At 59.5% G+C, this 24,749-nt stretch carries 26 protein-coding genes, 2 tRNA genes and 4 pseudogenes; 10 read left to right on the forward strand and 22 right to left on the reverse strand.

Going from position 1 to position 24,749, the window contains the following annotated elements:
• The 3 genes and pseudogenes from PMI38_RS05125 to PMI38_RS05135 form a co-directional block, all read right to left on the reverse strand.
• On the reverse strand, window positions 1–655 hold a 655-nt coding region (locus tag PMI38_RS05125), incomplete at its 3' end, for a glutamate synthase-related protein (RefSeq protein WP_008091442.1).
• 207 nt (window positions 656–862) lie between these two features.
• Window positions 863–1,234 (reverse strand): annotated as a pseudogene (locus PMI38_RS05130) (winged helix-turn-helix domain-containing protein); the annotation flags it as partial.
• A 132-nt stretch (window positions 1,235–1,366) separates the two neighbouring features.
• The gene (locus tag PMI38_RS05135; RefSeq protein WP_008091446.1) at window positions 1,367–1,585 is read right to left on the reverse strand and encodes a DUF3079 domain-containing protein; all 219 of its coding nucleotides are present in this window, start codon (window positions 1,583–1,585) and stop codon (window positions 1,367–1,369) included.
• Window positions 1,586–1,808: 223 nt separating this feature from the next.
• Between PMI38_RS05135 and PMI38_RS05140 the strand changes: the two genes are divergently transcribed.
• The 3 genes from PMI38_RS05140 (at window position 1,809) to PMI38_RS05150 (ending at window position 4,555) form a co-directional block, all read left to right on the forward strand.
• Window positions 1,809–3,560, forward strand: coding sequence for a ribonucleoside triphosphate reductase (locus PMI38_RS05140; RefSeq protein WP_008091448.1), 1,752 nt, complete (start codon window positions 1,809–1,811; stop codon window positions 3,558–3,560).
• Window positions 3,535–3,684: an anaerobic ribonucleoside-triphosphate reductase gene (nrdD, locus tag PMI38_RS27705; protein ID WP_008091449.1), complete on the forward strand. Its 150-nt coding sequence runs from the start codon at window positions 3,535–3,537 to the stop codon at window positions 3,682–3,684. The genes PMI38_RS05140 and nrdD overlap by 26 nt, the downstream gene beginning before the upstream one ends.
• A 148-nt stretch (window positions 3,685–3,832) precedes the next feature.
• Window positions 3,833–4,555, forward strand: coding sequence for an anaerobic ribonucleoside-triphosphate reductase activating protein (locus PMI38_RS05150; protein WP_008091451.1), 723 nt, complete (start codon window positions 3,833–3,835; stop codon window positions 4,553–4,555).
• Between the two features lie 491 nt (window positions 4,556–5,046).
• Here the strand turns inward: PMI38_RS05150 and PMI38_RS27045 are convergent, their stop codons facing one another.
• Window positions 5,047–5,760, reverse strand: a complete 714-nt coding sequence (locus tag PMI38_RS27045; RefSeq protein WP_008091453.1) for a HEPN domain-containing protein — start codon at window positions 5,758–5,760, stop codon at window positions 5,047–5,049.
• 1 nt (window position 5,761) lies between these two features.
• On the reverse strand, window positions 5,762–6,874 hold the full coding sequence (locus tag PMI38_RS05155; RefSeq protein ID WP_008091455.1) for a DUF262 domain-containing protein: 1,113 nt from the start codon (window positions 6,872–6,874) through the stop codon (window positions 5,762–5,764).
• Between the two features lie 246 nt (window positions 6,875–7,120).
• On the opposite strand from PMI38_RS05155, the pseudogene PMI38_RS27470 reads away from it, so the two are divergent.
• Window positions 7,121–7,489: pseudogene (locus tag PMI38_RS27470) on the forward strand (hypothetical protein); the annotation flags it as partial.
• 38 nt (window positions 7,490–7,527) lie between these two features.
• On the opposite strand, the pseudogene PMI38_RS27475 reads toward PMI38_RS27470, so the two are convergent.
• Window positions 7,528–7,710 (reverse strand): annotated as a pseudogene (locus PMI38_RS27475) (integrase domain-containing protein); the annotation flags it as partial.
• Window positions 7,711–8,437: 727 nt separating this feature from the next.
• Here PMI38_RS27475 and PMI38_RS26435 point away from each other — a divergent pair.
• Together PMI38_RS26435 and PMI38_RS05165 are read left to right on the forward strand one after the other, a co-directional pair.
• A pseudogene (locus tag PMI38_RS26435) lies at window positions 8,438–8,667 on the forward strand (DUF4160 domain-containing protein).
• Entirely contained in the window at window positions 8,655–9,107 is a 453-nt protein-coding gene (locus PMI38_RS05165; protein WP_008091457.1) for a DUF2442 domain-containing protein, read from the forward strand. Before PMI38_RS26435 ends, PMI38_RS05165 begins: the two are co-directional and overlap by 13 nt.
• 86 nt (window positions 9,108–9,193) lie before the next feature.
• Here the strand turns inward: PMI38_RS05165 and PMI38_RS05170 are convergent.
• The 5 genes from PMI38_RS05170 to PMI38_RS05190 all read right to left on the reverse strand — a co-directional run bounded on the left by PMI38_RS05170 (window position 9,194) and on the right by PMI38_RS05190 (window position 10,854).
• Window positions 9,194–9,269 (reverse strand) — tRNA-Thr (locus PMI38_RS05170).
• Window positions 9,270–9,367: 98 nt separating this feature from the next.
• Window positions 9,368–9,616: a hypothetical protein gene (locus tag PMI38_RS05175; RefSeq protein ID WP_008091459.1), complete on the reverse strand. Its 249-nt coding sequence runs from the start codon at window positions 9,614–9,616 to the stop codon at window positions 9,368–9,370.
• Window positions 9,617–9,667: 51 nt separating this feature from the next.
• Complete coding sequence (locus PMI38_RS05180; RefSeq protein ID WP_008091461.1) at window positions 9,668–9,874, reverse strand: helix-turn-helix domain-containing protein; 207 nt, start codon at window positions 9,872–9,874, stop codon at window positions 9,668–9,670.
• A gap of 124 nt (window positions 9,875–9,998) precedes the next feature.
• On the reverse strand, window positions 9,999–10,241 hold the full coding sequence (locus tag PMI38_RS05185; protein WP_008091464.1) for a hypothetical protein: 243 nt from the start codon (window positions 10,239–10,241) through the stop codon (window positions 9,999–10,001).
• A gap of 52 nt (window positions 10,242–10,293) precedes the next feature.
• A complete protein-coding gene (locus PMI38_RS05190) occupies window positions 10,294–10,854 on the reverse strand; it encodes a hypothetical protein (RefSeq protein ID WP_008091468.1) in 561 nt (186 codons plus the stop codon).
• A gap of 425 nt (window positions 10,855–11,279) precedes the next feature.
• Between PMI38_RS05190 and PMI38_RS05195 the strand changes: the two genes are divergently transcribed.
• Window positions 11,280–11,549 carry a hypothetical protein gene (locus PMI38_RS05195; RefSeq protein WP_008091469.1) on the forward strand — a complete coding sequence of 90 codons (270 nt, stop codon included), beginning with the start codon at window positions 11,280–11,282 and terminating at the stop codon, window positions 11,547–11,549.
• A gap of 4 nt (window positions 11,550–11,553) precedes the next feature.
• Window positions 11,554–11,826: a DUF3077 domain-containing protein gene (locus PMI38_RS05200; RefSeq protein ID WP_008091470.1), complete on the forward strand. Its 273-nt coding sequence runs from the start codon at window positions 11,554–11,556 to the stop codon at window positions 11,824–11,826.
• A 218-nt stretch (window positions 11,827–12,044) separates the two neighbouring features.
• Here PMI38_RS05200 and PMI38_RS05205 read toward each other — a convergent pair whose 3' ends face one another.
• From PMI38_RS05205 to PMI38_RS05225, 5 genes are all read right to left on the reverse strand, one after another.
• Complete coding sequence (locus PMI38_RS05205; protein ID WP_008091472.1) at window positions 12,045–13,250, reverse strand: methyltransferase; 1,206 nt, start codon at window positions 13,248–13,250, stop codon at window positions 12,045–12,047.
• 128 nt (window positions 13,251–13,378) lie between these two features.
• On the reverse strand, window positions 13,379–14,068 hold the full coding sequence (locus PMI38_RS05210) for an ABC transporter permease (RefSeq protein WP_008091474.1): 690 nt from the start codon (window positions 14,066–14,068) through the stop codon (window positions 13,379–13,381).
• Window positions 14,068–14,760 (reverse strand): ABC transporter permease, encoded by a 693-nt coding sequence (locus PMI38_RS05215; RefSeq protein WP_008091476.1) that lies wholly within the window; start codon window positions 14,758–14,760, stop codon window positions 14,068–14,070. The genes PMI38_RS05210 and PMI38_RS05215 overlap by 1 nt, the downstream gene beginning before the upstream one ends.
• 55 nt (window positions 14,761–14,815) lie before the next feature.
• A complete protein-coding gene (locus tag PMI38_RS05220) occupies window positions 14,816–15,577 on the reverse strand; it encodes an ABC transporter substrate-binding protein (protein ID WP_008091477.1) in 762 nt (253 codons plus the stop codon).
• A gap of 13 nt (window positions 15,578–15,590) precedes the next feature.
• Entirely contained in the window at window positions 15,591–16,364 is a 774-nt protein-coding gene (locus PMI38_RS05225; protein WP_008091479.1) for an ABC transporter ATP-binding protein, read from the reverse strand.
• A gap of 651 nt (window positions 16,365–17,015) precedes the next feature.
• Here PMI38_RS05225 and gabP point away from each other — a divergent pair.
• Window positions 17,016–18,401, forward strand: a complete 1,386-nt coding sequence (gabP, locus tag PMI38_RS05230) for a GABA permease (RefSeq protein ID WP_008091482.1) — start codon at window positions 17,016–17,018, stop codon at window positions 18,399–18,401.
• Window positions 18,402–18,571: 170 nt separating this feature from the next.
• Here the strand turns inward: gabP and PMI38_RS05235 are convergent, their stop codons facing one another.
• Window positions 18,572–19,015 carry a hypothetical protein gene (locus tag PMI38_RS05235; RefSeq protein ID WP_008091483.1) on the reverse strand — a complete coding sequence of 148 codons (444 nt, stop codon included), beginning with the start codon at window positions 19,013–19,015 and terminating at the stop codon, window positions 18,572–18,574.
• 151 nt (window positions 19,016–19,166) lie between these two features.
• Window positions 19,167–20,156 carry a polyphosphate kinase 2 gene (gene ppk2 / locus PMI38_RS05240; protein ID WP_008091485.1) on the reverse strand — a complete coding sequence of 330 codons (990 nt, stop codon included), beginning with the start codon at window positions 20,154–20,156 and terminating at the stop codon, window positions 19,167–19,169.
• A 244-nt stretch (window positions 20,157–20,400) separates the two neighbouring features.
• Here ppk2 and PMI38_RS05245 point away from each other — a divergent pair, with 244 nt between their 5' ends.
• Complete coding sequence (locus tag PMI38_RS05245) at window positions 20,401–20,694, forward strand: addiction module antidote protein (protein ID WP_008091487.1); 294 nt, start codon at window positions 20,401–20,403, stop codon at window positions 20,692–20,694.
• Window positions 20,695–20,842: 148 nt separating this feature from the next.
• Here the strand turns inward: PMI38_RS05245 and PMI38_RS05250 are convergent.
• The 4 genes from PMI38_RS05250 to PMI38_RS05265 form a co-directional block, all read right to left on the reverse strand.
• Window positions 20,843–20,918: transfer RNA gene (locus PMI38_RS05250), tRNA-Phe, on the reverse strand.
• A 90-nt stretch (window positions 20,919–21,008) separates the two neighbouring features.
• Window positions 21,009–21,281, reverse strand: a complete 273-nt coding sequence (locus PMI38_RS05255) for an oxidative damage protection protein (RefSeq protein WP_008091489.1) — start codon at window positions 21,279–21,281, stop codon at window positions 21,009–21,011.
• A complete protein-coding gene (gene mutY / locus PMI38_RS05260) occupies window positions 21,278–22,345 on the reverse strand; it encodes an A/G-specific adenine glycosylase (RefSeq protein WP_008091490.1) in 1,068 nt (355 codons plus the stop codon). Before mutY ends, PMI38_RS05255 begins: the two co-directional genes overlap by 4 nt.
• On the reverse strand, window positions 22,342–24,573 hold the full coding sequence (locus tag PMI38_RS05265; RefSeq protein ID WP_008091491.1) for an AsmA family protein: 2,232 nt from the start codon (window positions 24,571–24,573) through the stop codon (window positions 22,342–22,344). The genes mutY and PMI38_RS05265 overlap by 4 nt, the downstream gene beginning before the upstream one ends.
• Window positions 24,574–24,749 lie beyond the last annotated feature (176 nt).

The following is a 24,749-nucleotide window of genomic DNA, read 5'->3' on the forward strand; positions in this document are numbered from 1 at the left end:
GGCAGCCGAAGTAACCACTGCCGATTTCCCAGATCAGGTCGCCGCCATGTTCACGGTGGTAGGGGCTGATGCTGCCTTCCCCGGTGTCGTGGGCGAAACGGCCCAGGCGCGCGCCCTGGTTGAGTGCGGCGATGGCGTTGGCGCTGAGGGCGCCGAAGCTCATGGCCGAGATATTGAAGATCGACGCCGAGTAGGGCCGGCGGCACTTCGGCCCGCCGATGGCGATGCGGAACGATGCCGGGTCTGGAGTTGCCACTGGCAGCATCGAATGGCTGATGAACTCGAAGCCGGGTTTGTAGGCATCGTTGAGCGTGCCGAAGGCTTTCTCGGCGCTCTCGTTCTTGGCCCGGGCGTAGACCAACGAGCGCTGCGAGCGGGAGAAGGGCAGTTTGTCGTCGTCGCCTTCGATCAGGTACTGGCGGATTTCCGGGCGAATGGTTTCGATCAGGTAGCGGATGTTGCCCAGGATCGGGTAGTTGCGCCGCACGGCGTGGTGGCTCTGGCGCAGGTCGTTGAGGCCGACCAGGCTGAGCAGGGCGGTGACCACGGTGAGTGGCCAGAGCCAGGCGTGCTGGGCGAGTAATGGCAGGCTGGCGAAGGTGAAGAGCAGGCAGAGGGCCAGGCAGGCGTAGCGGCTGGGTAGAGAGTGTTTCATGGGTCCATCGCAGACAGGATGACCGGGCCAAGGATAGGCAAACTGGCCGGTAGGAAAACCTGGCGAATCGGTAAAACACTATTACGGTTGCGGTGTTGCTGCTGGCCTCATCGCCGGCAAGCCGGCTCCCACAGGTACACCACAGGCTTCAAGACTTGCGCTGTCCCTGTGGGAGCCGGCTTGCCGGCGATGGGCTGCAAAGCAGCCCTATCCGGCCTCGGTGCGGGCGATGCTCAGCAGGTAGCCTTCGTTACGCAGGGTGAGTATCTGCACGCCTGCGCCGGGTGCACGGCGCAGCTGCTGGCGCAGGCGGCTGATGCACATGTCCACCGAACGGTCATCAGGGAGGTGTTCGCGGCCGAACGCGCTGCGCGTCAATCGGTCGCGTGATACCACACGATTGCTGGCCGCCAGCAGTTCGCACAGCACTTGGTAGTCGGAGCGGGGCAGGGTCAGCGATACGCCGTCGGGACGGGTGAGTTGGCGGGTGGCGTGCTCCAGGCTGAAGCCGGCAAAACGCTGCCCTTCGACAGGGGCATCCGGGCATTGAGGGTTGTGCGGTTTGCGAATGTGGTCGTCATCGACAACGACCGGCAAGGTCGTGCTCATCGGGTAAAACACCGGCAGGGAGGTCGTGGAGGGTATGCCGGCTATCGTAACAAAAAATCATCTGCAAATACGAAGTATTCACAAATGGCTTTCCTGGGTGGTTCATCCCGTCGTTTGGTCAGGCTTGCAGGTAGCCGTTTCAGACGTTGCCGCCTGCAGATGATCACCCAGGCTGTCCCAATCCTCTCCAAACAATTCCACCGGGTGCATGGTCCGGTCCGCGCCGTTGCCGCAGGCCAGCGCCTTGGCCGGGCAGTACAGGTCGCAACCCCAGCAAATGCGCTCGGGGTGGCTGGGGTTGTGGGGAAATTTCTTGGCCATGGCAGGCCTCCAGCAGTCGCCGTCTGCACCAGACTATTCCCGCTACTCCCGCCAGGCTTGATCGAAATCAAGCTTTGCTGCAACTGGCTCAGGCTGCGCCCTGTGGTTTAGAGGCGGCTGACAGTGGTGGCTAACCCTTGATATGGGTCAGCTTGTCGTCACCGGCACAACATATAGTGGTTGAAGATCAAATCATTACTAGATGATGTGTCTTGGAGGCCAGATGGAGAGGGAGCAAAACCGTTCGCACGGACGACGATCGATCGACGTGGCGGGGGCCATGAACGAGTACCTGTCGCGCCAGGATTGGCGCGTGCAGGCCAACGCCAACCAGGGCTATTCGCTGGGCGGCCTGGTGCTCAACGTGTCCGGCAAGGTCACCGCCAACTACTGGCTCGACGAGATCTACCGCGCCGACATTGGCGAAGCGCACCGCGAGGGTGATCTCCACTTGCACGACCTCGACATGCTCGCCGGTTACTGCGCCGGCTGGTCACTGCGCACGCTGCTGCACGAGGGTTTCAATGGTGTGCCCGGGCGAGTCGAGGCAGGGCCACCCAAGCACCTCACCAGCGCCCTCGGGCAAATGGTCAATTTCCTCGGCACGCTGCAGAACGAATGGGCGGGGGCCCAGGCGTTCAGCTCGTTCGACACCTACCTTGCGCCCTTCGTGCGCAAGGACCAGCTCGATTACCCGCAGGTACGCCAGGCGTTGCAGGAGTTCATCTACAACCTCAATGTGCCGTCGCGCTGGGGCAGCCAGACCCCCTTCACCAACCTGACCTTCGACTGGGTCTGCCCCGAGGACCTGCGCGAGCAGATTCCGGTCATCGGCGGCGAGGAAATGCCCTTTGCCTATGGTGAGCTGCAACGGGAAATGGACCTGCTCAACCGCGCCTACATCGAGGTGATGATGGCCGGCGACGCCAAGGGCCGGGTGTTCACCTTCCCGATCCCGACCTACAACATCACCCACGACTTCCCCTGGGACAGCGACAACGCCCAGCGCCTGTTCGAGATGACGGCCCGCTACGGCCTGCCGTATTTCCAGAACTTCCTCAATTCCGACATGCAGCCCAACCAGGTGCGCTCGATGTGCTGCCGCCTGCAGCTGGATGTGCGTGAACTGCTCAAGCGCGGCAACGGCCTGTTCGGCTCGGCCGAGCAGACCGGTTCGCTGGGCGTGGTGACGCTCAACTGCGCGCGCCTCGGCTACCTTTATCCCGGCGACCCGGTGGGTTTGTACGCGCGCCTGGACACGCTGCTGGAACTGGCCTTCGAAAGCCTGGAGCGCAAGCGCGAGGTAATCCAGCGCTACATGGACAACGGCCTGTTCCCCTATACCCGGCGCTACCTCGGCACCCTGCGCAATCACTTCTCGACCATTGGCGTGAACGGTCTGCACGAGATGTTGCGCAACTACACCGGCGACCGCGAAGGCCTGCACAGCGAGGCAGGCAGGGCCTTCGCCCTGGCCGTGCTCGACCATGTGCGCGCCCGTCTGATGACCTTCCAGGAACGCAGCGGTCACCTCTACAACCTCGAAGCCACCCCGGCCGAAGGCACCACCTACCGCTTCGCCCGCGAAGACCGCAAACGCTTCCCTGGCATGCTCCAGGCCGGCACGCCCGAGGCGCCGTACTACACCAACTCCTCGCAGTTGCCGGTGGGCTTTACCGACGACCCGTTCGAAGCGCTGGAGCTGCAGGACCCCCTGCAATGCAAATACACCGGCGGCACCGTGCTGCACCTGTACATGGCCGAGCGCATTTCATCGATCCAGGCCTGCAAGCAGTTGGTGCGCAGTGCGCTGAGCCGCTTCCGTTTGCCATACCTGACCGTGACACCGACCTTCTCGATCTGCCCGGTGCACGGCTACCTGGCGGGGGAACACGAGTTCTGCCCGCGTTGTGACGAAGCGCTGTTGAGCGCACAAAAGGAGCATGAGCATGAATGCAAACCAGCCACTGCCTGAGGAAAAACGCCAGCGCTGCGAGGTGTGGACGCGGGTGATGGGCTATCACCGCCCCGTAGCCGCGTTCAACCCAGGCAAACAGTCCGAGCACCAAGAGCGCCGACATTTCCGCGAGCAGCGTTAATGGCCGTTTTCCGGGTTGCCTGACCTGGCCTCATCGCTGGCAAGCCAGCTCCCACAGGTAAGGGTTGTGATCTCCCTGTGGGAGCCGGCTTGCCGGCGATGAGGCCAGCCCAGGCACCACAGCTCTCCCTCTCTGCCCAGGAGCGCCCATGCCAACCCCCAACCCCAAATCCCAAGCCAGCGCCTTGCGCATTGGTGGCCTGCAACCCCTGACCACCCTCGACTACCCCGACCACCTCGCCTGCGTAGTCTTCTGCCAAGGCTGCGCCTGGCACTGCCGCTACTGCCACAACCCCGAGCTCACCCACCGCAGCACCGAGCCCGGCGTACCCTGGCACGACGTGACCGACCTGCTCGAACGCCGCCAGGGCCTGTTGCAGGCCGTGGTATTCAGCGGCGGCGAAGCCACGCTGCAACCCGCGCTCCCTGCCGCCATGCAAGCGGTCCGCGAGCGCGGCTTCAAGGTCGGGCTGCACACCGCCGGTATCCGCCCCGGTTCGTTGAGCCGGGTGCTGCCGTATTGCGATTGGGTGGGCATGGACGTCAAGGCGCTGGAAGAGGATTGCCAGCTGATCACCGGCGTGCGCGGCAGTGGGCGGGCCAATTGGACGAGCCTGGAGTTGCTGCTGGCCAGTGGGGTGGAGTACGAGTGCCGGACTACGGTGCATTGGGGGTTGTTCGATTTGCAGCAGGTGCAGCGATTGGGCGAGCGCTTGGCGGGGGTGGGGGTGCGCAGGTTTGTGGTGCAGTTGGCGCGGGCGGGGCGGATGTTGGATATGGGCTTGAGCCATACGGCCACTCCGGCAGAGGTACAGCGGGTTTGGCAGTACTTGGGGCAGCTCTTCGACCGGTTCGAGGTGCGCGAGGCGTAATGAGCTGACCGATTTCGAGAACAAAAAAGGCCCACTTCCGGTGAGCTTTTTTGATAATGTGACAGGAGTCGAACATCGCCATAAGAATATAACCCATAAGAGCTTTGTTCATTTGATTTCGAGAGGATATCTCTAAAAGTATCCTCTGATACGTCTTGAAGATTTATTGGCGTAGTAAAATTTAAATTAGGGAGTATTACTACATAAGTATGTGGCGGTCGTTCCTTCATGGTCAAAAGGTGCGGAACTCTAGTTGCAGTTAGCGACAGAAACGAGATCGTAGCTCTGATTGGCAATACACTGCCGGCAGCCGTTTTCGGAAATCCATTAAGGTATTTATTCCGTCCAGAAACAGCCTTGACTCACTGTTGCTTCTGGACGAGTTCATGTGGTGGAAAAGTCAACTTAATCTGGTATGGCTCCTCTGTTTTTAGCTTGTTGCTGCATTCATGTGCATGTTTGATAATTGCTTTCAATGTTTGTGGTTATCGTCAGCATATGTGTGACTTCCATGTTTTCTGGTCGGAGAATGAAGTCACTAGCTTGTACATTACTCGATCAATGGCAGAAATAAACTGCTCTACATCCTCAATTCGTCTTATTACGTCTGCCGGCGAAACACCTGGGATTTGACCTGTGTGTGCTAGCTGAGTTCTCAAGCTTCCTAACGATTCTAATAGGCTTTGAGAGTTGCTTTTCAAGATAATATCAAGTTTTGTAAAGATTTTCGGCTCGCCAATCCTTTGGAATATTTTTTTGATGTTATCGACGGAAGGGTATTTGTGGTTTGTAAAAATATCTTTTCCGGTGAATCTAAAAATTGTTGTTGAGTTGTCAACGACCGTACCTGCATGAGTCTTCAACGATTTTGAAATGGACGTGAGAGAGTCTACTTCAGAATGTGTCCCGATCGCCGTTCCATAAATTTTTGTCTTGTCTATTTTGTTTAGAAATAGATGGGCCTGCAAGTTTTCTGGGATCTCAGATCCTTTAATTGGCAAGGATTGAAGCCCATTGGCAAAACTTGAAAAAATATCTGATATATAGTTTTCTAAAGTTGCGTGAGCCAGAAAAATTGACGCGGCTATCACGTATTCTCTAATGGTCGGTTCTATTGTTTTGTTTTGTGACTTCCTTATTCTTGACTTGATTTCCTTGAAGTCTAGCTTTGTGGTCTTTCTTGCAGCGCTTATTGAGTACGGCATTTCAATCTTGCTTCTTATAAGCGTTTTGTATTGCTTGGGCTCGATATTTTACTTGTGTTTCGTCGCTAGTTGCCACCCCTATTGAGCGACGAAATTTTTGATCGCTTTTCACCAGATTTCCCAGTATGGACTGAGATTGTGCTTGAGTTAATTTGGCAAGGGTATCGGTTGAGGCTAGCTCGTAAAAACCTACCATCAAAGCATCGTATAGCGCAGAGTTGAAGTTACTAATTATTGTGAGGTTTTCATCAAATAGTTTGAATGTCAGATCTCCCAGGTGGGACCTAACCAAGCTTAAAGTCTCAACAAAGCTTTTAAGTAGTACTGCTTTTCGCTTATCAGTGATTTTTCTGTTGGAGTCAGAGAAGTCATTGATGAAAGTCGCTAGTGGCTTCTTGTAGTTCGCATGGTTTTCACTAAGTGCCCAGAACCTTAGAACGAGTTCTTCAGCCTTCATGCGCTTGTCGTTTTTTATTTCAAGGGCGGTGAGGAAACTTGATTCTTTAACTGCTCTAGTGGCGAGGCTCATTAGGTCGCCAAAGTAGAGCCCATGTCTCAGCTCTTGCGGAGTAAGTTTAGTTGCGCCTGAGTTTAGTCGCTCAAAAACATCGAATTTAACTTGTGGGTGAGTGTCTTTCAGAATGACAATGCATCTTAGTGTGCGATTCTGAATGTGGCGTTGAAAGCGCGGATCCAGTTCAAAAAACCTGCTGCCGTCAAGCTCAGGGTATGCGGTCAGACCTTTAAGAGGAAATTCGTTACTAAAATATTTTCGCATTGTGGTTAGACGTTGGTTTCCGTCTATCACCGAAAGCTTTTCGTCTGACTCTTGATTTAAATAGATTACTGGTATTGGGCATTGAATTATCAGCGATTCTATCAGTCGGGATGCTTGTGCGTCAGACCAAACATAGCGCCGCTGAAATTTCGGTATAAAAATTGATCCATCATTGAGCTTTTCAACAATGGTCTCTACAGTGAAATCGTAAGTCTCAGTATGCAGTTTTCTCTGTTCAGGTGGTATTGAGAGTACGCCATCTGCGAAATCCTCCTGTTCAAGGGCTTCAGGGAATAGTACATCTGCTAACTGCTCTGCTGTGCGCTTGCTGGCCATTGTGGGTATCTCCTAAAAATCCAACTAGAATGGCTCGTAGAGCCCTAAGGATCAAGCTTTTACTCGACTACATAGCAATACTAGCCGAGTACCAAGCTCGGAAAATAGGACGGGATAACTCGTGTTATCGGAGTCTCTTGTAGGCTGGCGTCAGTCCGGTGCTGGCCGATTCTTGCCGGTTCTGACCATAAGGATCAGGTCCCACTCAGAGATTGAAAACCCATGACTTTCCTAAGCGTCGAACGATCCAGCGTTAACAGGACCATGGCGGCGCTTCGCGGTGATCAGTGCATGAAGATACCAAGTCCCAGCAAGGCGTTGGGTATGTAGCTCACTGGGGTTCGAAAGTCGATGCCCCATGGCCAAGACCGCGAACAGATTCAGCAGATCGTCGATGCGCTTTACCGCCATCATCAGCCACGCGCTGCCGAGCTACGAGCGGCGTACGCATTTGAACGCTATGAGCAAATCACCCAACACCCCGCGCTCATCAACGGCGGCCAATGTTGCCAGGTAGATAGGACGCTGTATCGTGAGGCCCGAAGGTAAATCAGCTATGAGTTGGGACACGGTCGGATCGACGTGGTCGCTGCCTGCATTGGAGGGCACGCATGAGTAAAGCCATTCGACATAGAGCTATTCTTAGCTGGAGTATTGATTCCGGGCCCTTGGACGGAGCCGCACCATTTCACGAATGCCAACCACCGACCACAGTGCGCCTTGACCGTGCCGTAGTGGCCTTCGCCTAACATGTCTTTTAGCGCCTGCGGCCTTGCGTAATTCATTTGCCTGCCGTAACCGAAATTGCAGCCATGGCGTATACCCATCAATGCCATGTCAGTTACCTCATCTTCCGATCTCCGATCCTTGCCCCACGTCATCCCGTCAAGAATACCGAGTGTTATCAGGGATCAAGGCCCCTGCGACCTGTGGGGATGTCCTCCGGGACTGGCGGCTACTTACGTCCAGGAGCAAGGGCATCTGATGATCTGGCCTCCTGAGCACCTTTACCGGTGGGCGGGTGGAGGCTGTAATGGCTGACAAGACCAGCACCACGAGATCCTGAGCCGGGTGCAAGCAGCAATGCGATGACCGGGGCATGCCTGAGGTCAGTCAGGTGCTGTCCATTCCCTGGTCTGCGGCACCATCATCTGCATGGCTGATGCTGGTGACATCGGCGTTTGGCACGAGGGGAATTGCCGCAAAGCCATGTGCGATTAGGACTGCAGCAGCGGTAGGGGCGCCCGATTATTTTCAGGAGAAAAAGACGGGCGCAGGTTGGCACAATATTCGACCAAGCGCATAGGTTGCTGCAGGGCGGCAAAGAACGGTGTAGCTGGCGCATGAGCACCATAAAAATAGAGAGCAGCCTTCACTGTTAGTCGGTTGCCGGATGTGAATCGCCTTTGGGAAAACCACCAAGGGAAGCGACGTCAGTTCCAAGTTAAGGCCCACCGGGGCCTGTCGACGACACCGGTTTGCTCCATTCATCAGTCAGATAGGCCGTCCAGCACTGAATAGAGCTTTCTTGAGGCATCGCCAATTTGGCGATATTTTCAGTTCATCTCTACCAAATACCATTTTCGCGAAAAATACCAATCGAGCTACGAGAAAGGGACCATTTGCCACCGCACGTGCACCTGACCGGTGGCGGTGTAGATGTGGTGATCAGTCTGGAATCTGTTGCGGTCACACAAGGCAAGGCACCGGCCAAAGTGGTGCAAGAGGCCCTAGCGTGGGTCGCGGCCAATCAGGCCGATCTGTTGAAGGAGTGGATGAAATGGCATCGATGAAACGCCCCCGCCTGCGGGCTGTTCAGCCCCTGTCAGGTGCACGATTGGAGCTGACCTTTACCAATGGTCAGCAATTCGAGCTGGATATGAGCGATGCGCTTGCGGTGTATCCAGGGTTGGCGCCTCTGGCTAAGGGCAAGGCGTTCCAAGGCGTCACTTTGGGGGATGGGGGCTGGTCAGTGGAATGGCCGGCGCTGGATATTCAGATCGGTGCAGACACGTTGTTGCTGGATGCCCTTGCCCAGACAGCGCCGGATGAGAACACGCGAATTTTTATACGCTGGCGCCTGCGGCACCGGATGACGTTGGACCAGGCTGCCCAAGCGCTGGGTGTTAGTTCGCGTAGCATCAGCCGATACAGCAGTGGTCGAGAACCAGTGCCGCGTACATTGGCGCTGGCCTGCTTGGGTTGGGAGACGTTGGAGCAGAAGGCTGCCTGAGGGCTTGCTGTGGCAAAGTCGGTCAGCACGGGAGAGCGCAAACAAAAAAGGCCCACCTTTCGGTGAGCCTTTTTTGATACTGCGTATGGTGCCGGCACCAGGAATCGAACCCGGGACCTACTGATTACAAGTCAGTTGCTCTACCATCTGAGCTATACCGGCAATGGGGCGTCATTATAGCGATCGGTTGGCGCCTGTAAACCACTTCCTTTCATTTGCACGCAAATGACCTAAGTCACCGGTCTGAAAGGGGAATTTTCCTACCAGCCGCGGTGGATGGTGTTGACGTTCGGCTCGGTCTTGGCGGGGTTGAAGAACAACTTGTCGTTGTCGCAGCCGCGCTTGCGGCAGGGGCTTTCCGCGCGCAGGGGCAGGCCGTTGTCACCGCCCAGCTGCATGCCGGGAGTGTTCCAGTCCAGGCTGGAGCTGTGGGGCTTCGGGGTACCGCTGGCGCACGCGGTCAGGGCCAAGGCGCAGGCCAGCAGGGTGAAGGGTTTGGCTTGGGGCACGATGTTGAAATCCGTTGATGGTTCTTTTTAGTCAGCGCCTGCGTTGCAGGATCAATCCTGGGTGAACTCCAAAAGGTCACCCGGTTGGCAATTCAATGCACGGCACAGCTTTTCTAGAGTCTCGATCTTGAACCCTTTGACTTTGCTGTTTTTCAACAGCGACAGGTTCGCTTCCGTGATGCCAATGGTTTCAGCCAGGTCCTTGGAACGTATCTTGTTCCTGGCCATGACGACGTCGAGGCGGATGATGATCGGCATAGGCGTTGGTTGGGCGTCATGTATTGAGGCGGGAAGGTAGGTGCAGGCTGCCATCTTCCTACGGCAGCCTTGAATAATACACCGATGGATGGATTGGAGCTGCCTGCGCGTTCGGCAATGCGACTTACCAGTCGCGGTGAAGATCGGTGGCGCTAGGCGGCTTCTCTGCCGGGTTGAAGATCAGCCTGTGATTATCGCAGCCGCGTTTTCGGCATTTACCGGCGCGCTTTGGCGGTGACTTCTTCGGGATTGGCTCAATTGTGGAGACTTCCCACTCCCCAGTACTTCCTGTCGAGGGCGTGCTGCAGCCGTAGAGAGGCAGGAGCAGCAGCGTAAAAATGGCGGGCGTGGTGGCTTTCTTGATCATGGTATTCGCTCTCCTTTCCCAAGGCTTCAGCGTCTGGCGTTACAGCCATCGGTCAAACGAACATCGACTGCTCGTCACTCAGCGACTTTGCTTGCTTGATAAGCCGTGAGAAGGAACAGAGCAGTAGACCCAGTACGATTTGCGACAGGGTGAAACCTGAAAGGTCGACGAATAGATCCAGACCACGTTCGGCGCTTGGCAGGTCTATCCCAAGTGCCAGGCTCTGCAGCGCGACGGTGGTCATGTGGATCAATGGCAGGCAAATGCAGAGCGTCCCGACGAGCCAGATCATGCGGGTATTTCGCGTAGACCAGGCTTCGCCTTTGGCAAGGTTCCTGAAAAACAGAGCAGCGAGGCCAAAGGCCAACGAGGTAAGAGATGCAGGAAGCAGGTCGAGCAGGAAGATCAGCGTCTGTGCCAACGTTGATGGTACATGGGGGCCGCTGAGCAACATGGGCATCGAATGGCTGTGTTGTTGCAAGAGCATGTCCAGCGTTTGCGCGTGGAAGAAAAGCCATTGAATCGGGATGACTAATAACTCGAACGCAGCAGCGAGGAAGGCCAAGGCGGTGGCGAATTGCCCAAGGCCGTTACTTGAAGATGGATGGGTCATTGTCTCTCTCTTCGATAAGTGAGTGAGACTCCATAGAAGCATAATTATCGTGGTTCGATAATTAATTGCTTTATTTCATTATTTTTCCGGGTCGGGAAATATACTGTTATATGTAAGATATTTCTGAAATTAAAACTAAGTACTTCGGGAAACGAACGCAGTCGAATTATCCTACACACGCTAGCGAAGTTTCACTGTTGGCGGGGGAGTGGCCCAGGGATACGGTTCCGGGGTCGCCAATTCCTGGTGACCGGGTGTGAGAACCCGCTATGGAGTTACTGAGCTTGCTGTTATGGCAGCCGTACACGGGCAGACCTCGGTCTGGCCGAGCTTTGTAGCTCCCTCGGTTTTCTCACCCCGTGTACTGGCTGCCGCCTTGATCCGTGAGAAAGGTCACTGTGGCAGTTTCAATTGGAGCTACTGCCATGAAGAAGATCGTCCCCGATCCACCCCGCCATAAAATCCTCAACTCCCCGTTCTTCTCCATCCACAGCGACATCACTCCGCCCGACGCCCTGATATACGCCTGCGAGCTGCTAGGCGGTGTCGCAGACACCCTCGACGAGTACTGCCACCTCCACGCCGGCGAACCTGGTCTGAACATCCTCGGCAACGCTGCGCACGCGACCGATTCGGCACGGGTGCTGGCCGAACATGCGCTGGCGCGGATAAGCGCTGATAAGGAAGGGGAGTGAAGCCATGAACGACAAACCCACAGCCCTCCTGACGGCAGGTGTTGAAACCTTCCTTGAGGTCGGCAATCCCCCCATCGACCTGCTGCGCGTACAACCCGGCATCCCCTTGGACGATGCCTACGAGCAGGTTTCGATACTTCTGGGCTACATCAAGCACCTTGTCCGCGAAGGCGATATGGAAGATGACCACAAGTTGCTGGGAGCAGCCGACTATCTCAGTGCGCTGGCCAAGGCCTTGATGAACGATATCGAGATGGCCAAGAACCGCCTGCATTGAGGGAGCTCGCCTAGGCACAAGCAAAGCTTATGCACAAGAGGCATTGGCGGCTTGCGCGAAAGGCATGCCGACGAGCAACACCGCTGGTCTTTGCGCAAACGCCTGTTTTTATTGGGCCTGCAGCACCGGAGGGAATAACCGCAAGGGTTTAAATAGCGCTCGGCTTGATGCAGTCATCAAAAGCTTGTTCACAGACTTATCCACAGGTTGTGCTGCGGCTAACGGTCGCGTTCGGCAAGCAGAAGGAGGTTGCGCGGCGTCAGTGGATAGTCGCAGAACGTGCCAACGCGAACGCTGTAGCCCTGTTCTTCGAGGAACAGGGCGCGATCCAGCACCAGCCACAGTTCCAGTGGCCGGCGAAACAGGTTGCGCAACCGTTCGAGGTTGCGCACTTCAGCCAGACGCTGCCAGCCTGCCGCTTCGAGAGCTGCCCAGTCTGGGCTAGAGGTCAGTTCAAACCCGCGCAGCTCGGCCAGGTCGCGGCAGTACTGTTCGAACGGCTTGTGCAGCCAGGCAGTGGGCAAGGAAGGGGTAGGCAGGTATTCATCGCACTGGCGCTGCTGGCGCTGCAGCAAGTCGAAGCCCAGGCGTCGGGCCATCGAGCAGTCGCGCTGGTGGCGAACCCGCCCGCCGGCGGTGACGGTTTCACTCAGCGGCAAGCCAAGGTCGAGCAGCGACAGCTGCAGGGGTGAGCGCTGCGCGGCTGTGGATAACGGCTGGTGGTGCTCGCTCTGGATGCGGTTATAGCAGCAGGGGGCCACGGCCAGATGGCGGCAGCCTTGCTGGCTGGCGGTGCGCAGCAGGTGAACGTGGAGGTCGCCGCAGGCGTGCAGGGCCACCACGCTCTTGTCGCTGCCCAGGTGGCGGGCGCTGTCGGCGGCCATGACGTCCTGGTGCACGTGGGTGGCCGGCAAGTGGTGATGGTCGCTCAGGGCCTGGCCGGCACTGACCAGTTCGGCATCGTATTCCAGGCAGGTCAATTGCTGGCCGGGCTGCAGCAGACGGCGGCCGAGGTGGCCTTTGCCCGAGCACCAGTCCAGCCAGTGGTGGGTTTGCTGGCCAAAGCTCAGGCGACGGCTGAAGGCTTCGATCTGCTGCCATTTGCGGCCGGGGACGTTGACGTCGAGGCGGTGCCCGGCAGGTGGCAGGCCGATGTCGGGCAGGTCGCCCACGGCCGATAGCTGCTGGGCTTGCTGGGCCAGTTGCGGGAAGGGCGCAGGGAGGCCTTGCGGGTTGAGCGCTGCTTCGGCGTCGGCCAGGGGGCATTGGCGCAGGTGGGCGGCGAGCTCGGGGTATTGGGCTTCCCAATCAAGGCGCAGGGCGGTGAAGGGGCGGGGTTTCCACAGGTGTTGGTGCTCGGTCAGGAACTGGTCGAGGGCCTGGAAGCGGTCGCTTAGGTGGTGGCTGTGGAGGAAAGGGGGCATGGGTTTGGCTATTGGGTGAATTAGAGGGCCTTATCGCCGGCAAGCCGGCTCCCACAGGTACACCACAATGTTTGAATCTGTGGAGTACCTGTGGGAGCCGGCTTGCCGGCGATGAAGTCGGTGCGGCCTCAACGGCCCTGGGAGGCATCCACGCGCAACCAGCGCTCCAGCAGCTTGAAGCCTTGCACCAGCAAGAACGAGATCACCAGGTAGAACACACCCGCAGCAAAGAAGATCTCCACCGGCAGGTAGGTCCGGGCAATGATGGTCCGCGCCATGCCGGTCAGTTCCAGCAGGGTCACGGTACTGGCCAGGGCGCTGGCCTTGAGCATCAGGATCACTTCGTTGCTGTAGGCCGGCAAGCCGATGCGCGCCGCACGCGGCAGCATGATGTAGAACAGCGTCTTGCCACGCGACATGCCCAGCGCCCGGGCCGCCTCGATCTCACCCTTGGGGATGGCCTGCAGCGCACCGCGCAGGATCTCGGCGATGTAGGCGGCGGTGTGCAGGGTCATGGTCAGCACGGTGCACCAGAACGGATCGCGCAGGTACGGCCACAGGCTGCTCGAACGCACCAGGTCGAACTGCGCCAGGCCGTAGTAGACCAGAAACAGCTGCACCAGCAGCGGCGTGCCGCGGAAGAAGAAGATGTAGCCGTAGGGCAGGGCGCGCACGTACCAGTGCCGCGACGAGCGGGCGATACCCAGCGGGATGGCCAGGATCAACCCGGCGACGACCGCGATGGCCACCAGCTCCAGGGTCAGGGTGGCACCCTGGGCCAGGCGTGGCAGCCACTTGATGATCACTTCCCAATTCATTATTCGGCCCTCGCAAAGCCGCGAGCGGCGCGTTTTTCCATGAAGTGCATGCCGGTCATGGCAACGATGGTCAGGCTCAGGTAGATGCAGGCGGCGACCATATAGAAGGTGAACGGCTCCTTGGTCACGGTCACGCCGATTTGCGCGTGGCGCATGATTTCTTCCAGGCCGATCACCGAGACCAGCGCGGTGTCCTTCATCAGGATCATGAACAGGTTGCCAAGGCCGGGCAGGGCGATGCGCCACATCTGCGGCAGGATGATCCGCGACAGGATGCGCGCCTTCGACAGGCCCAGCGCCAGGCCGGCCTCACGGTGGCCTTTGGGGATCGCCAGGATGGCGCCACGGAATACTTCGGTGGCATAGGCGCCAAAGCACAAGCCGAGGGCAATCACGCCGGCGGCGAAGGCACTGAGTTCCAGGCCAGGCATGTTGAGGGCTGCGCCGAGGCTGTTCATCAGCCCGACAGTGCCGAAATAGATAAGCAGAACCCACAGCAGTTCGGGCACGCCGCGAACCAGGGTCGAGTAGAAGCCGCCAAGCCATTGCAGTGGCTTGATCGAGGAAGTCTTGGCCAAGGCGCCGAGCAGGCCCAGGACCAGCCCCAGCAGCAAGGCGCAGAGCGCCAGTTTTACGGTCATCAAGGTGCCAGCCGCCAGGGCCGGACCGAATCCGTGCAGGTCGATATTCATGGGCAGGGTCGTTCTAGGGACCGGCACGCCGCAAGGGCGTACCGGTCGGGGCGAATCAATAGATGCTGAACGGGAAGTACTTGTCGTTGATCTTCTTGTAGGTGCCGTCGGCGACAATTTCCTTCAGAGCGGCATTGAGCTTGTTGCGCAGCTCATCGTCGCCCTTGCGAACGGCGATGCCGACCTTGTCGCTGTCGTTGACCGGCTCACCTTTGAACTCGTAGTTCTTGCCGGCTTCGGACTTCAGCCAGTCGTAGTTGGCGTATTTGTCGGCGAGGATGGCGTCGAGGCGGCCGGAGGTCAGGTCCAGGTAGGCGTTTTCCTGGCCGTCGTACAGGTTGACCTTGAATTTGCCGTCCATGCCGCCGTGATCGTCCAGCCAGGTCGCAGCCTGGGTGGCGCGCTGGGTGCCGATGGTCTTGCCTTCGAGGGATTTATCGTCGGTCTTGAAGTCGACGTTCTTCGGCGCGATGAACTGCTGCTTGTTCGAGTAGTACGGGTCGGTGAAGTCAACGGCCTGCTTGCGCTCGTCGGTGATCGACAGCGAGGAGATCAGGAAGTCGAATTTCTTCGCGTTCAGGGCCGGGATGATGCCGTCCCAGTCAGAGGTGACGACTTCGCATTCGACTTTCATCTTGGCGCACAGGGCGTCACCGATGTCCTTGTCGAAGCCGACGACCTGGCCGCTGGCATCCTTGTTGTTGAACGGTGGGTAGGCGGCTTCGATACCCATGCGCAGTTTCTCTGCGGCCATGGCATTGGCCGACATCACCAGCGTGGCGGCAGCTGCCAGGAGGAATTTCTTGTAGGTCTGCATTCGTGTTGCTCCGTTAGCGGTGGCTGGACATGAATTGCTTGCAACGCGCCGAGGTCGGGTTCTCGAAGACCTGCTGCGGCGATCCCTGCTCTTCAACCAGGCCCTGGTGCAGGAAGACCACTTCACTGGACACATGGCGGGCAAAGTTCATCTCGTGCGTCACCAGCAGCATGGTACGGCCTTCTTCGGCCAGTGCGCGGATAACGTTTAGCACTTCCTGGACCATTTCCGGATCGAGTGCCGAGGTTGGCTCGTCGAACAGGATGACTTTAGGCCGCATGGCCAAGGTGCGGGCGATGGCAGCACGTTGCTGCTGGCCACCGGAAAGCTGGGCGGGGTAGCTGTGGCGTTTGTCGTAGATGCCGACCTTGTTCAGCAACGCCTCGGCGGCTTCGATGGCTTCGGCCTTGCTCTGGCCGAGCACGCGGCGCGGGGCCTCGATGATGTTGTCGAGGATCGACATGTGCGGCCACAGGTTGAAGTTCTGGAAGACGAAGCCGATTTCGCTGCGCAGGCGGTTGATCTGGCGGTTGTCGGCGGCGATCAGGTCGCCGTTTCTGGCGGCCTTGAGCTTGAGGGCTTCGCCAGCGACGAGGATTTCGCCCTGGTGCGGGTTTTCCAGCAGGTTGATGCAGCGCAGCAAGGTTGACTTGCCGGAGCCGGACGATCCCAGGATGGAGATCACGTCACCGTCACGTGCGGTCAGCGAAATGCCCTTGAGAATTTCCTGCTCGCCGTAGCGTTTGTGCAGATTGCGGATTTCCAGCGCGGGCGTGGCCTGGGCCATGTGCGGTCCTCATGTGTTCGGGTGCGTTCCCAGCTGTTGGCGGCCTTCCTGGCGTGCGCCAAGCTAGCATAGCGGCATCAGGGCGGCCAACAGGGTCGCAGGGGGCTCGGGGCAATGCCGGGGCAGTTTGTCGCATCGCTGCAGCGCAACGTCGCGCCGATGTCCGCGAAGGTCTCGCCCAGCCCCAGAGCCTTGATGAAAAAAGGCGCGATGGTGCCAGCTTTGGGCAAGGCTGGGAAGCGGTTTTGACCCTATCGCGGCTAAAGCCGCTCCTACAGGCAACGCTGGCGCTTGTAGGAGCGGCTTCAGCCGCGAAGGGGGTAGCGTGGTCAGGGTTGTACCACAAGGTTGCACTTTTTCTGCTTTGCAATAGTGCAAAGGTGTTACCGAGGGGCACCTTTGGTGCGTTTGTAAGTGGGTATTTCCGTAATCCTGCCTGTATCTCTGGATTTGACGACCTTTCGGTCAGGACTTGGCCGAATGACCTGCAAGCCGCGCCCTTTACGGGTCGCCAGTTTTATCTGACGAATGCATTCAGCACATGGCCCGCTTATTGCCCTATGGAATCCGCCGATTGCAGCGACGCCTAAATCAACCCCAGGCGCGCTTCGTATTCAGTCGGGTGGTCCACTCCTTACAAAGGTAGTTTTCATGAGCGGTAACAATTCCAATGACCTCGCTCAGGGGCTCAAACAACGGCATGTAACCATGCTGTCTATTGCTGGCGTCATCGGTGCCGGTCTGTTCGTTGGTTCCGGCCACGCCATTGCCGCCGCCGGCCCTGCCGTGCTGCTGGCCTATGCTGCCGCGGGCACCCTGGTGGTGCTGGTGATGCGCATGCTCGGTGAGATGGCGATCGCTTCGCCGGATACCGGTTCGTTCTCTACTTATGCCGACCGCTCCATTGGCCGCTGGGCCGGTTTCACCATTGGCTGGCTGTACTGGTGGTTCTGGGTACTGGTCATCCCGTTGGAAGCCAACGCGGCTGCAGCGATCCTGCATGCCTGGTTCCCCGCGGTCGACCTGTGGGCCTTCTCCCTGCTGATTACCTTGGCGCTGACGGCGACCAACCTGTGCAGCGTGAAGAACTACGGTGAGTTCGAGTTCTGGTTCGCCCTGCTCAAGGTGCTGGCGATCATCGGCTTCATCGTGGTCGGCTGCGCTGCCATGTTCGGCTTCGTGCCGAGCAGCCAGGTCAGCGGTGCCAGCCACCTGTTCGACACCCAAGGCTTCATGCCTAACGGCCTGGGCGCCGTGCTGGCAGCCATGCTGACCACCATGTTCTCGTTCATGGGTACCGAGATCGTCACCATCGCTGCCGCCGAATCGAAAGACCCGGGCAAGCAGATCAGCCGCGCCACCAACTCGGTGATCTGGCGTATCTGCCTGTTCTACCTGGTGTCGATCTTCCTGGTCGTGGCCCTGGTGCCATGGAACGACCCGGCGCTGGCCGAGACCGGTTCCTACCAGACCGTGCTGAGCCGTATCGGCGTGCCGAACGCCAAGCTGATCGTCGACATCGTCGTGCTGATCGCTGTGACCAGCTGCCTGAACTCGGCGCTGTACACCTCGTCGCGCATGCTGTTCTCGCTGAGCAAGCGTGGTGATGCCCCGGCCATTGCCCAGCGCACCACCAAGGCGGCTACCCCGCATGTGGCGGTACTGCTGTCGACCGCAGCGGCGTTCCTCTGCGTGTTCGCCAACTATGTGGCGCCGGCCCAGGTGTTCGAGTTCCTGCTGGCCAGCTCCGGCGCGATCGCGCTGTTGGTGTACCTGGTGATTGCCATTTCGCAGCTGCGCATGCGCAGCCAGCGTGAGGCCCGTGGCGAGAAGATCGACTTCAAGATGTGGCTGTTCCCGGGGCTGACCTGGGCAACCATCGCGTTCATCGTTGCCATTTTGGTGGTGATGGCGCTGCGTGAAGATCACCGTGCCGAGATCATCGCGACTGCGCTGCTGAGCATTGGTGTGGTGGCGGCGGGCTTGCTGGTGCATCGCAAGCGTGAAGCTGCTGGGCGGGTGGCGCTGGATAACTGATCCGCGCTGGCTGCAATGAAAAGGCCGCGTCCTGTGAAGGACGCGGCCTTTTTGTCTGTCTGTACCGGCCTCTTCGCGGGGCAAGCCCGCTCCCACAGGTACTGCGCGGTGCCGAAGACTGTGGTGTACCTGTGGGAGCGGGCTTGTCCCGCGAAGAGGCCGGTGATGACTCAGCCAAACTGCTTTTGCTGTTGCTGCTGCTTGGCCACCAGCTCCGAGGCTGCGATATAGGCCTCCTGGAACTCGTCGCTCTCCAGCCAGGCCATGGTGGTGTCTTCGTCAGCGCCATCCAGCCAGGTGCGGTAGGCGTTGAACACCAGCACGATGTAGTCGGTGGCGTGCTCTTCCTTGTGGCCCTTGAGCACCAGTGCCAGCAACGGGTCGACCAGGAACACCGAAATCATCGCGACCAGGCTGGTCTCCTGCGCCGCTTTCATCTTCTCGAACAGCTCCTTGTAGCTGTCCGACTCCATGGCCTTGTTGAAGACTTGCTCGATGCTGGCGCTGTCGCCGGCGCTGGCCTTGACTGCCTGCCCGCTACGAACCATGCGGTTCTGCTTGGCCTTGCTGGCGGCGCGTTTGGCGCGTTTCTGTTGCTTGGTGCTGGTGGCCATGGGGCGAATCCTTGGAGATGACTGAATTTGCGCGTATTGAAGCGCAGTTACCCGCAAAACCCAAGTGCGGCCCATCGCCGGCAAGCCGGCTCCCACAGGGATTATGTGGGAGCCGGCTTGCCGGCGATGGGCTGCGCAGCAGCCCCAATATTCAACGGCCAGGCGCAGGCCCTTCATCCTCCTCGAACCCATGCGACGCCCGCCCAACCAGCAACTCATCCGGCGCATGCGCCACGCTGTGGTCCTTGCCCGGATAGTCCAGCGAATGCAGGAAATGCCGGATGCAGTTGATCCGCGCCCGCTTCTTGTCATCCGACTTGACCACCGTCCACGGCGCCGCTGCGGTATCGGTATGGAAGAACATCGCTTCCTTGGCTGCGGTGTAGTCCTGCCATTTATCCAGCGACTTGATGTCGATGGGCGAAAGCTTCCAGTGCTTGAGCGGGTCGTCGCGGCGCGAGATGAAGCGTCGCAGCTGTTCTTCGCGGGTCACCGAGAACCAATACTTGAACATCAGGATGCCGCTGTTGCACAGCATGCGTTCCAGGTCTGGCGCCTGGCGCATGAACTCCAGGTACTGCAGCGGCGTGCAGAACTCCATCACCTTCTCGACCCCGGCGCGGTTGTACCAGGAGCGGTCGAAGAAGACCATTTCACCCGCCGTGGGCAGGTGCTGGATATAGCGCTGGAAGTACCATTGGCCTCGTTCCTGATCGGAAGGCTTCTCCAGCGCCACGACCCGCGCGCCACGCGGATTCAGGTGCTCCATGAAGCGCTTGATGGTGCCGCCCTTGCCTGCGGCATCCCGCCCCTCGAACATGATGACCACACGCTGGCCGGTTTCCTTGACCCAGCTTTGTACCTTGAGCAGCTCGATCTGCAGCGCATGCTTGGCCTTGTCGTATTCCTGGCGGCACATGCGGGTAGGGTACGGGTAGCAGGCCGGCAAGCGAGCCCGGGTGCTGTCCTCGCGGCTGCCTCTGGGCGCGCTGGCGACTTCGAGCGCGGCGGGTTGCTGGCTGACCTGGATGATGCTGGCTTCAGGCTTGCGCTGGCGGGTGCGGCGGGAGCGTGGCGTGGGTGAGGCGTTGGTCGAGGATGAGTCGGGGGCGGGGAGAAGGAGGGGGGATTCTTCGCTCATGGAGGTCCTTGCGAGGGGGTTCGAGTGTCCGCCTTCAATTGTGGAGTCGAGCGAGGGATGGCTTTTTGATGCTGGTCAAGATGGGGGGTATTGGTGGGGTGTGGCAGGGTATGCATAAACAGTTTGAAACAGGTGTGGATTGAGCTGATGTGAACCATGGTTTACATTTTTCGCAGGCGAACTTTCATCCAAACCGATACCTACAGAAGGTAGTTCGCTGGCACACAAGCTTTAGGAGGCCACCATGACTGATATCAAGCTGAGCAAGTGGGATGCCGCAGACCACTTGAAGACCGAAGAAGACATGGTCTTGTACCTTGAGGCCTGCCTTGAAGAAAATGATCCGGCACTGCTCGCTGCCGCCTTGGGCGATATCGCACGTGCGCGTGGGATGGCTCAGTTGGCGCGCGACACTGGCCTGACACGTGAAGGGCTTTACAAGGCGTTGTCTGCGGAGGGTAATCCCAGCTTGGCCACTATCATGAAGGTCATGGCTGCGCTCGGAGTGAAGCTGCACGCTGAAGTCGTCCGCCCCTAAGTGGCGGGGTAGGCATATCGGGAGGCAGTAGATCTCAGTCAGGGATCTGCTGTTCTCGATGCAAAAATGACAGACAACAAAAAACCCGCACTAGGCGGGTTTCTTGTTGTCGCTTCGGGTAACTTTGCAACCACCAGAAGCTTGAAGGTGGTGCCCAGAGACGGAGTCGAACCGCCGACACGAGGATTTTCAATCCTCTGCTCTACCGACTGAGCTATCTGGGCGACGAGGTGAATTAAATAGATTTCCAGACCGCTCGTCAACGACTTTTTGAAAAAATTTTAAATTAATTCCGTCGCTTACGATTTCTGGGGTCATTCGGCCGGTGGAACGTAGCCTTCCGCCTGGGCGTATTCTTCGCCGGCGAAAAACTTCTCCATCTCGCCCTGGAGGAACTTGCGGTCCTCGGCGTTCATCATGTTCAGGCGCTTTTCGTTGATCAGCATGGTCTGGTGCTTCTGCCAGTCGGCCCAGGCTTGCTGCGAGATGTGATCGTAGATGTCCTGGCCCTTGGCGCCGGGGAAAGGGGCGCGGTCCAGGCCTGGCAATTCTTCTTTGTACTTGCGGCACATCACGGTGCGGGTCATCGGGCGTCTCCTGCAATCAGTTCGTCGGCCGCGCGTTTGAGCAGCTTCTTGACCGGGGCGGCGAGGCCCAGGCGCGGCGGGGTGGCGAGGTTATACCAGAGCCAGTCGGCCTCGGCCACGTGCGCGCCGAGCGGGTCGACCCGCACCAGCCATGGCTCGATGGTCAGCTGGAAATGGCTGAAGGTGTGGGTCAGGCCGTCCAGCGCGCGGCTGTCGGCCAGGCGCAGGCCGTGCTGGTAGGCGAGGTCGTCGAGCTGCTCGATGTCATCTAGCTCGGGCAGGCTCCACAGCCCGCCCCACAGACCGCTGGAAGGACGGCGGTACAGCAGGATCGCGCCTTCGTGGTTGGCCAGCAGCGGCATCAGCGTGCGCCGTTGTGGCAGCGCCTTGCGTGGCTTGGGCTCGGGGTAGCGGGTTTCTTCACCGTGCAGGTGCGCTTCGCAGCCACGCTGCAGCGGGCAGATCAGGCAACTGGGCTTGCTGCGGGTGCACAGCGTGGCGCCCATGTCCATCATCGCCTGGGTGTAGTGGTTGGCGCGCTGCTGCGGGGTGAAGCGCTCGGCCGTGGCCCACAGCTGGTTGGCCACCTTGGGCTCGCCGGGGTAGCCGGCCTGGGCGGTGTAGCGGGCCAGTACGCGCTTGACGTTGCCGTCGAGGATCGGCGCGCGGATGCCCATGCTGATGCTGGCGATGGCCCCGGCAGTGGAGCGACCGATGCCGGGCAGCTCGGTGAGCTGCTCGACACTGCGCGGGAACTCGCCGCCATACTGCTCGACGACCATTTTCGCGGCCTTCTGCAGGTTGCGCGCGCGGGTGTAGTAACCCAGGCCGGTCCACAGGTGCAGCACTTCATCCTCCGGCGCCTCGGCCAGCGCCTGCACGGTCGGCAGGGCCTGCATGAAGCGGTCGAAGTAATTGAGCACGGTGCTGACCTGGGTCTGCTGCAGCATGATTTCCGACACCCACACCCGATACGGGGTGATGCCCTGCTGCCAGGGCAGGTCGTGGCGGCCGTGCTGGTCGTACCAGGCCAGCACGGCGCTGGAGAACTGCTCAGGGTTCATCGTTTGAACAGCCCCTTGAGCGTTTCTTTCAGTTCTGGACTCACTTTGTCTCCGAGTTTTTCATCGATCTTGTCTTGCAGGCGGTTGCCGGCCAGCTTCGCCGCGACCTTGCCCAGGCCGTCCTGATCCAGGCGGCAGGCCTTGGCGCCAAGCTCCAGCGGGCCACGGCAGCGCAGCGGCAGTTCGACGCCGACATAGCGTTCGTTGACCTGGCAAGCCGGGTCGGGCATGGCGCGCTGGTCACCCTCGACGAGCACGCCGACGTTGTAGTCCATACCCAGCACGCGCAAGTCGAGGTCGCCCTGGCCATTGACGGTCAGGCCGGGGATACGTGCCTTGAGGTCGGGGTTGCTGGCCACGCCGTTGCGTACCACCAGGCTGCCGCGCAGCTCTTCGAACGGTGTGTCCTTGCCGCGCGGTTCACCGCTGAGGGTCTTGCGGTTGAGGGTGGCGATAGCCTGGCACAGCTGCTGCTCCAGGTTGGCGTTGACCAGCACGCCATCATTGATGGTGAAGTTTGCCTTGCCGTTGAGGGTATCGACCAGTGCCTTCTGGCTGTTACCCGTCGCGGTGAGATCGCTGGTGAGGGTCAGCAGGCCTTTGACCGGCGGGGACTGCTCCTTGCCTTCGCTTTTGATGAAGTGCTCAACCGGCACGCGGGTGATCTTGGTGTTCACGCCAACCTGCGGCACCGCTGGGCGCACGTCGACACTGCCCTTGGCGTCGAAGCTGCCGTTGTAGAGGCCGCCGCGCAGGCTTTGCAGGGTTACCAGGCCCCCTTGAGCGGTGGCCTGCAGCTGGGCGTCGCTGATCGGCAGCTTGTCGAGGGTCAGCGAGCCGAAGGACAGGTCGGCTTGCAGGTCGAGCACCCGCAGGCGGTCCACCGGCAGCAGCTTGTCATTGCTCCAGGCCACCTGGGTCGGGGCGTTTGGCAGCGGCGAGTTGCCTGGGCTGGCCACGGCGCTGGCCTCTTGCTGCTGCACTTCGCTCTGGCGCGCGGCTGTGGCGCCCTTGGCCTCTTCGCTCTTGGCCAGCAGGTAGCGGTCGGCATCGAACTTGTCGCCTTTGAGCTGCAGGCGCAGGGCCTGCTTGGCGAAGTCTTCCACGGCCACGCGGCCGGTGAAGGTGCTGTCGTCCAGTTTTACCGCCAGGTCGGCAAGCGTCAGGCTGTTCGGCGTGCCCTGCAGACGGGTCACCAGCTCCAGCTTGGCGAAGGCGGCCGGGTCGTTGGTGGCGGGCAGCGGGTGGCCGATGCTGTCGAGGAAGGTGCGCAGGTTGAACTGGGCGATCGACAGGCCACCGCTGAGCTGCGGCTCCTTGTCCAGGTCGCGCAGGTTCAGTTCACCGAGTGCGCGCATTTGGTTGGCCGAGATCTTCAGGCCGTTCCACGAGGCAACGTTGGCCGCCATGTCGACCAGCAACTGGCCTTGGGCGGCGAAGGCTACGGTCTTGCCGCCGGTTGGCTCGCCCGAGGTCTCGCCCGACAGGCGCATGTCTTCGAAGTTGTAGCGCTTGAGCTTGCGGTCAAAGCGCAGCTCGCCGGCCAGTTCGGTACGGGCCTTGAGGCTCGGTTGGCTGGCACCGAGGAAGGCGCTGGCCTTGAGCGCGATGTTCGCGCCCTCATGCACGGGGCCGGTGCTCAGCTGGATGCTTTCGGCGCTGTAGCTCTTGCCGCTCTGGGCATCGGTGTACTGCACCCGGGCGTTGTTCACGGTCAGGCTGTCGATGTCGAGCTTGAGTGTGCGTTCGGTGCCGCCGTCCGACGGTGCGGCAGGTTGCTCCGCAGGTGCCGGTGCGTTGGCAGTGGCATCACCCTGAGGCGGCAGCGGTTTGCCGATGTCCTGCCAGTTGCCATGGCCCTGCTCGTCGCGGGTCAGGTTCAGGTTCAGGCCCTCGACGCGCACGTCGCTCATCTGTATTTCGCGGCGCAGCAAGGGCAGCACGCGTACCGACAGGCCGAGCATCTGCAGGTCGGCAAACGGTTCGGTGGGCTTGTTCAGGGTGGCGATGCTGGCCTCATGCAGCTCCAGGCCCAACCAGGGGAACAGGCTCCAGCCGATGTCGCCGTTGAGGGTCAGCTCGACATGGGCCTTGTCGCGCGCCAACTGGCGGATCTCGTCTTTGTAGTCGTTGGGATCGAAGAGGTGGGTCAGGGCAAAGCCCAGTGCCACGATGATCAGCAGCAACCCGAGAAGCCCCAGTCCCAGGATTTTGCCGAACGCTTTCATGGGCGAGTCCTTGTAGTCCGTTTTTGAATTTCAAGCGGCTGAGTATAGCGCCGCCGGGGTGGGCCCTGAGAATCCGACAAGAGATACAGGGCATTTCCTACTAATGGATCAGGTAGTGCTGGTTTCGACAGCCTGATTTTTGACAGTTCCGCGCAGGCCGTGATGGCCCTGTCGCC

The organism is Pseudomonas sp. GM84 (assembly GCF_000282535.1).
Taxonomy (GTDB): Bacteria; Pseudomonadota; Gammaproteobacteria; order Pseudomonadales; family Pseudomonadaceae; genus Aquipseudomonas.

Coding starts and splice junctions, on each gene's coding strand:
- PMI38_RS05135 (WP_008091446.1), bottom strand. CDS start 1,585: ATGGCCAAGAAATTTCCCCACAACCCCAGCCACCCCGAGCGCATTTGC.
- PMI38_RS05140 (WP_008091448.1), top strand. CDS start 1,809: ATGGAGAGGGAGCAAAACCGTTCGCACGGACGACGATCGATCGACGTG.
- nrdD (WP_008091449.1), top strand. CDS start 3,535: ATGAATGCAAACCAGCCACTGCCTGAGGAAAAACGCCAGCGCTGCGAG.
- PMI38_RS05150 (WP_008091451.1), top strand. CDS start 3,833: ATGCCAACCCCCAACCCCAAATCCCAAGCCAGCGCCTTGCGCATTGGT.
- PMI38_RS27045 (WP_008091453.1), bottom strand. CDS start 5,760: ATGCCGTACTCAATAAGCGCTGCAAGAAAGACCACAAAGCTAGACTTC.
- PMI38_RS05155 (WP_008091455.1), bottom strand. CDS start 6,874: ATGGCCAGCAAGCGCACAGCAGAGCAGTTAGCAGATGTACTATTCCCT.
- PMI38_RS05165 (WP_008091457.1), top strand. CDS start 8,655: ATGGCATCGATGAAACGCCCCCGCCTGCGGGCTGTTCAGCCCCTGTCA.
- PMI38_RS05180 (WP_008091461.1), bottom strand. CDS start 9,874: ATGCCGATCATCATCCGCCTCGACGTCGTCATGGCCAGGAACAAGATA.
- PMI38_RS05185 (WP_008091464.1), bottom strand. CDS start 10,241: ATGATCAAGAAAGCCACCACGCCCGCCATTTTTACGCTGCTGCTCCTG.
- PMI38_RS05190 (WP_008091468.1), bottom strand. CDS start 10,854: ATGACCCATCCATCTTCAAGTAACGGCCTTGGGCAATTCGCCACCGCC.
- PMI38_RS05195 (WP_008091469.1), top strand. CDS start 11,280: ATGAAGAAGATCGTCCCCGATCCACCCCGCCATAAAATCCTCAACTCC.
- PMI38_RS05200 (WP_008091470.1), top strand. CDS start 11,554: ATGAACGACAAACCCACAGCCCTCCTGACGGCAGGTGTTGAAACCTTC.
- PMI38_RS05205 (WP_008091472.1), bottom strand. CDS start 13,250: ATGCCCCCTTTCCTCCACAGCCACCACCTAAGCGACCGCTTCCAGGCC.
- PMI38_RS05210 (WP_008091474.1), bottom strand. CDS start 14,068: ATGAATTGGGAAGTGATCATCAAGTGGCTGCCACGCCTGGCCCAGGGT.
- PMI38_RS05215 (WP_008091476.1), bottom strand. CDS start 14,760: ATGAATATCGACCTGCACGGATTCGGTCCGGCCCTGGCGGCTGGCACC.
- PMI38_RS05220 (WP_008091477.1), bottom strand. CDS start 15,577: ATGCAGACCTACAAGAAATTCCTCCTGGCAGCTGCCGCCACGCTGGTG.
- PMI38_RS05225 (WP_008091479.1), bottom strand. CDS start 16,364: ATGGCCCAGGCCACGCCCGCGCTGGAAATCCGCAATCTGCACAAACGC.
- gabP (WP_008091482.1), top strand. CDS start 17,016: ATGAGCGGTAACAATTCCAATGACCTCGCTCAGGGGCTCAAACAACGG.
- PMI38_RS05235 (WP_008091483.1), bottom strand. CDS start 19,015: ATGGCCACCAGCACCAAGCAACAGAAACGCGCCAAACGCGCCGCCAGC.
- ppk2 (WP_008091485.1), bottom strand. CDS start 20,156: ATGAGCGAAGAATCCCCCCTCCTTCTCCCCGCCCCCGACTCATCCTCG.
- PMI38_RS05245 (WP_008091487.1), top strand. CDS start 20,401: ATGACTGATATCAAGCTGAGCAAGTGGGATGCCGCAGACCACTTGAAG.
- PMI38_RS05255 (WP_008091489.1), bottom strand. CDS start 21,281: ATGACCCGCACCGTGATGTGCCGCAAGTACAAAGAAGAATTGCCAGGC.
- mutY (WP_008091490.1), bottom strand. CDS start 22,345: ATGAACCCTGAGCAGTTCTCCAGCGCCGTGCTGGCCTGGTACGACCAG.
- PMI38_RS05265 (WP_008091491.1), bottom strand. CDS start 24,573: ATGAAAGCGTTCGGCAAAATCCTGGGACTGGGGCTTCTCGGGTTGCTG.